Annotated in this window: 5 protein-coding genes; all 5 read right to left on the reverse strand. The window is 67.6% G+C overall.

Annotation, left to right across the window (positions count from 1 at the left end; translation table 11 throughout):
* Positions 1-93: 93 nt before the first annotated feature.
* A complete protein-coding gene (locus HMPREF9440_RS06480) occupies positions 94-729 on the reverse strand; it encodes a YfgM family protein (protein ID WP_008542642.1) in 636 nt (211 codons plus the stop codon).
* Positions 730-769: 40 nt separating this feature from the next.
* A complete protein-coding gene (gene hisS / locus HMPREF9440_RS06485) occupies positions 770-2,074 on the reverse strand; it encodes a histidine--tRNA ligase (RefSeq protein ID WP_008542643.1) in 1,305 nt (434 codons plus the stop codon).
* Between the two features lie 96 nt (positions 2,075-2,170).
* Positions 2,171-3,427, reverse strand: a complete 1,257-nt coding sequence (gene ispG, locus HMPREF9440_RS06490; RefSeq protein WP_008542644.1) for a flavodoxin-dependent (E)-4-hydroxy-3-methylbut-2-enyl-diphosphate synthase — start codon at positions 3,425-3,427, stop codon at positions 2,171-2,173.
* 95 nt (positions 3,428-3,522) lie between these two features.
* On the reverse strand, positions 3,523-4,458 hold the full coding sequence (locus HMPREF9440_RS06495) for a helix-turn-helix domain-containing protein (protein ID WP_008542645.1): 936 nt from the start codon (positions 4,456-4,458) through the stop codon (positions 3,523-3,525).
* A 34-nt stretch (positions 4,459-4,492) separates the two neighbouring features.
* A partial coding sequence (locus HMPREF9440_RS11985; RefSeq protein WP_245523579.1) for a radical SAM protein occupies positions 4,493-5,109 on the reverse strand: 617 nt, incomplete at its 5' end.

Here is a 5,109-nt window from a genome sequence, read left to right on the forward strand (position 1 = left end):
CCCGCCGATACGCTTGATTCTACGCGAAGCCGCCGGAAATCCGTCTCCGGCGGCACGGGGTTTTCGTGAGGGAGCTTTGCCCCCTCAGAACGGTCAGGCGGCGGGAAGCGACCCGAGCTTCAATTCGATGAGGCGGCGGAGCGGATCGTTGGCTTCCGCCGAGGCGAGCGCCTCTTCGTAGGCCTTCTTCGCGCTGGCCGCGTCGCCCTTCGCGCGAAGGACGTCACCGCGGCGGTCCGCGACCGAGGCCTTCTGGCCGTCGGCGGGCTTGGCGCCCTCGAGGACCTTCAGAGCGTCGTCCAACTTCCCGGCATCGAAGTAGACGCCGGCCAGGCGCACGCGCGCCACCGTGTCGTACTCGGGGTGGCCGCCCTTTTCGATGATCCAATTGAGCTTCGCGGCGGCCTCATCGAAATTCCCCTGCGCGAGCGCGGCCTGCGCGGCCGAGAACGCGGCCAAGGGGCCGTAGATGGTCGACCCGTACTGCGCGATCATCCCGGCGGAGATCGAGTCGATGTTCTTCACGTCGTTCTGGTAGACGGCGTTCTGGAGCTGGATGTAGGCGACGCTCGCCTTCGCGGCTTCGTTCCGCTGATACCAATTCCAGCCGTTCCAACCGGCAAAGCCGAGACAGACGACGCAGACGGCGGCGGTCACCGGGGTGCCCCAGGTGTCCCACCAGGCCTTCATTTGGTCGATGCTCTCTTGTTCTTCCAAGTCGTAAGCCATCGCTTCGGACTCCTTTGCTGCTTTAAGTCGGTTGATGGGGTCAGAGCGCGCGGACCGCGGCGATCGCCTGCGCGACGGCCGTCGGGGCGTCGGCGACGTCGACGAGCGTCTGCTGCGCGAACGGCACCTCAGCGGCATGCTCGCGCAGGCACTTGACGGCGACCTTGCCCTGGGCCAGTTCGTCCGCCGTCGCGAAGACCGCGTATTCGGCACCGGAGGCGTCCGCCTTCTTCATCTGGCTCTTGATGCTGCCTTCGCCCGGGTGGACGATGACGCGCACGTCGGCGTCGCGCATGGCTTCCGCCAGAAGGAGCGCGTCCTTCTGCGTGTCGCCGCCGTGGTGGATGACGTAGACGTCGGTCTGGGTCGAGACGGGCACCTGGCCCACTTCACGGAGAAGCTCGATCACGCGTTCGATCCCCATGGCGAAGCCCACGCCCGGCGCGGGACGCCCGCCCAGCATTTCGACGAGCGGGTCGTAGCGGCCGCCCCCGCAGATCGTGCCCTGGGCGCCCAGACGGTCCGTGATCCACTCGAAGACCGTGTGGTTGTAGTAGTCGAGGCCGCGCACGAGTCGCGGGTTGATCGTGTACTCGATCCCCGCGGCGCTCACGAGCTCTTCGAGGCGCGAGAGGAACCCGCGGCTCTTTTCGCCCAAGAAATCGAGCAGACGCGGGGCCGCGTTGACGAGGTCCTGCATCTCGGGGTTCTTCGTGTCGAGGATGCGGAGCGGATTCGTGTAGAGACGGCGCTTGGCGTCTTCGTCCAACACGTCCTGGTTCTGCTCGAAGTAGCGGATCAGGGCGTCGCGGTGCGCCTGGCGCTCTTCCAAAGCGCCCAGGGTGTTGAGTTCCAGCTTCACCGGACCCACGCCCAACGCCTTCCACATGCGCGAGAGCATCATGATCATTTCGGCGTCGACGTCGGGGCCTTCCATGCCGAGCGCTTCCGCACCCAGCTGATAGAACTGGCGGTAGCGGCCGCGCTGCGGACGCTCGTGACGGAACATCGGCCCGAAGTACCAGAGGCGCTGGTTGGTGCCGTAGAGCAGATTGTGTTCGTTGACGGCGCGCACGACCGCGGACGTGCATTCGGGACGGAGCGTGAGCTGGTCGCCGTTCATCGAGTCGACGAAGGAGTACATCTCCTTTTCGACGATGTCGGTCACCTCACCGACGCCGCGCGTGAAGACGCGCGTGTTTTCCAAAATCGGCGTGCGGATTTCCTGGTAGCCGTAGCGCTCCAGAACGCCCACGCACGTCGACTGCACGTGCTGCCAAACGGCGGCGTCCTGCGGGAGCATGTCGTTCATGCCCTTGACGCCCGTAAACTTTTCCTTCGCCATTCTCTGTTTCTCTCGGGGCGGGCCAGTCCGGGCGCCTCCCCTTCTCTTTTAGTGCACTGATCCGGTTCGGATTCCTTCAACGCCGGGGCGCGGTCTTCACCGCGCGCCGTAGGTCGAAAGAACGAATTTTTCTATCATATCTTGAAAGTCCCGCTCCATGTCGGGACCCTTCAGGCTCGCCACCTTTTCGCCGCGCACGTAGACCGGCGCGACGGGGCTCTCGCCCGCACCGGGAAGGCTGATCCCGATGTCGGCGGCGCGGCTCTCGCCCGGGCCGTTGACGACGCAGCCCATGACGGCCACCGTCATGCTCTCGAAGCCCGGCGCGCGCTCGCGCCACGCGGGCGCGCGCTCGCGCAGGAACGCCTGGGTCGAAGCCGCAAGCCTCTGGAAGAGGTCGGAGCTCGTGCGCCCGCAGCCCGGGCAGCTCGTCACCATCGGCGCGAACGCGCGGATCCCCATCGACTGGAGGATTTCCTGGGCGACGACGACCTCCTCCGTGCGCGGGGAACCGGGGGCGGGCGTCAAGGAGACGCGGATCGTGTCGCCGATGCCGTCCTCCAAAAGGCAGGCCAAGGCCGCGGCGGACGCGACGATCCCCTTCGAGCCGATCCCGGCCTCCGTCAGGCCCAGGTGGAGCGCGTAGCGGCAGCGCTCGGAGAGGCGCCGGTAGACGGCGAGCAGGTCCGGCACGGCGGACACCTTGGCGGAGAGAACGATGCGGTCCGCGGGCAGCCCCAAACGCACGGCGGCGTCCGCGGACGAGACGGCGCTCTCCACCAACGCTTCGCGAAGCACGGCCTGCGGCGTCAGGAGGTTCCCCTTCGCGGCGTTCTCGTCCATCATGCGGGCGAGAAGCGCCTGATCGAGGGAGCCCCCGTTCACGCCGATGCGCACCGCCGCGCCGGTGCGCTTCGCGGTTTCGATCATCATCGCGAAGTTCTCTTCGCCCTTGGCGCCCTTCCCGACGTTCCCCGGGTTGATGCGGTACTTCGAGAGCGCTTCGGCGCACTCGGGCACGTCCGCCAAAAGCTTGTGCCCGTTGTAGTGAAAGTCCCCGACCAGGGGCACCCAGATCCCGGCGCGGTCGAGCTTTTCGCGCAGTTCCACCACGGCGCGCGCGGCTTCGGGCGTGTTGACCGTGAGGCGCACGAGTTCGCTTCCCGCGCGGGCGAGCGCCACGGTCTGCGCGTAGGTCGCCTCGACGTCCGCCGTCGGCGTGTTCGTCATCGACTGCACGACGACGGGCGCGTCGCCCCCGATCGTCACCGTGCGCGCGCCCCAGCGCACCGCCACGGCGTGGGTGGGACGACGGCGGCGCAGGCCGTCCGTGTGGATCACTTGTTGGGTCATGGGTTTTTCGTGTTGGGTCTTCGGTGGCGAAAAAGGACGGCGGCGCCGTCCTTTTCCATCTTTGTTCGGGTCTCTGCCGGTCGGGCGCGCGTGCCTTACTGGAGCACGAAGCTCGCGACGCCGGCACGCACCGTGTGGGCGTAGTCGTAGGCCGCGCCGTCGACGGTGATGCTCATCGCCGGGGCGTTCCCGATGCGGAATCGCGATTCCTTCGGCACGACGAGCGCGACGCGGTCGCCCGCGCGGAGTTCGCGCGCGACGAGGCGGCGGCCTTCGGGCGTGGTGATCTGCGTCCAGCAGGGCGCGGAGACTTCGAGAACGACTTCGTGGGCGCCCTCGGGGATGGGGGCCGTCTGCGCGGCGGCGGGCGCTTCGGCGACCGGGGTCGTCGGCACAGCAGGCGCCGCGGGCGCCGCCGGAACCGTCACGGGTTCGGGCGCGGGGGCCGGGGTGACCGGAATTTCTTCAACGGGCTCGGCGGGCTGAGCCGGCTGAGCGGCCGGAGCGGGCGGCACGGCCGCGGGTTCGCTCACGCCGTTTTCGATCTTGACGGCTTCGGACTGGTCGTTCGAGCCGAACTGATCGGTGTAGAGCGCCCAGCCGCCTGCGGCCAAAAGCAGAAGGAAGACGACGAAGAACGAAATCTTGAGGCCGCGGTGGCGCGAATTGGATTCGATCACGAGCTCTTCGCGGGGATCGTGCTCGGGCACCTGGCCGACGCTCGAGGTGTTGACGCCCATGCCGCGGCCGAAGCGCGCGGAGTAGTCGTCCTGGAGGGCCTGGGCGTCGAGTTCGAGAATGCCCGCGACGCCGCGGATGAACGCACGGACGTAGACGGGCTCGGGAAGCGCGCCCATGTCTTCGTCTTCGAGGGCGCGCAGCTGCTGCACGGAGAGGCGGCTCCTCACCGCCATGTCGCCCAAGGAAATGCCTGCCGCTTCGCGCGCCGCGCGGATGCGCGCGCCGAAACCCATCGGCGCTTCGGCGCCGGACTTGCCGGCGGTGTTCATGTCTTTGACTTCCTCGGCCATGACCGTCCTTTACGTTCTCGTTGGGTGGTGGGACTCAGCCTCGCTGAAGGAGCTCGGCCGCTTCGGCCTTCTGCAGCACCAGACGTTCGGCGCGGCGGGTGCGGTCGCGCACCTCGCCCGCCAGCTGCCCGCAGGCGGCGTCGATGTCGTCGCCGCGGGTCTTGCGCACCGTAGTGACGATGCCCGCTTCGTTCAGGCGTCGGCAGAAGGCAAGAACCTGTTCGCGCTCGGGCTTCTTCAGGTCCGACTGCGTGAACGGGTTGAAGGGAATCAGGTTGAATTTGCAAGGCACCTGCTCGTCGCGCACGAGGCGCACGAGCCGGTCGGCGTCTTCAAGGGAATCGTTGATGCCGCCCAGCATCACGTATTCGAACGTGATGAAGTCGCGCGGAGCGACCTTGAGGTAGCGGCGGCACGCGGCCATCAGGTCCGCGAGCGGATGCTTGCGGTTCACAGGCATCAGCTTGTCGCGGAGTTCGTCCGTGGCGGCGTGCAGGCTCACGGCGAGCGCGACGGGCGCGGCTTCGGCGAGCTTGTCCATCTGGCGCACGAGGCCCGACGTCGACACGGTGACGCGTCGGCGGGAGAGCCCGTAGCCGTTGTCGTCCAAAAAGAGCTTGAGCGCGCGGATGACGTTCTCAAGGTTCTGCA

It is taken from the genome of Sutterella parvirubra YIT 11816, assembly GCF_000250875.1.
Taxonomy (GTDB): domain Bacteria; phylum Pseudomonadota; class Gammaproteobacteria; order Burkholderiales; family Burkholderiaceae_F; genus Sutterella; species Sutterella parvirubra.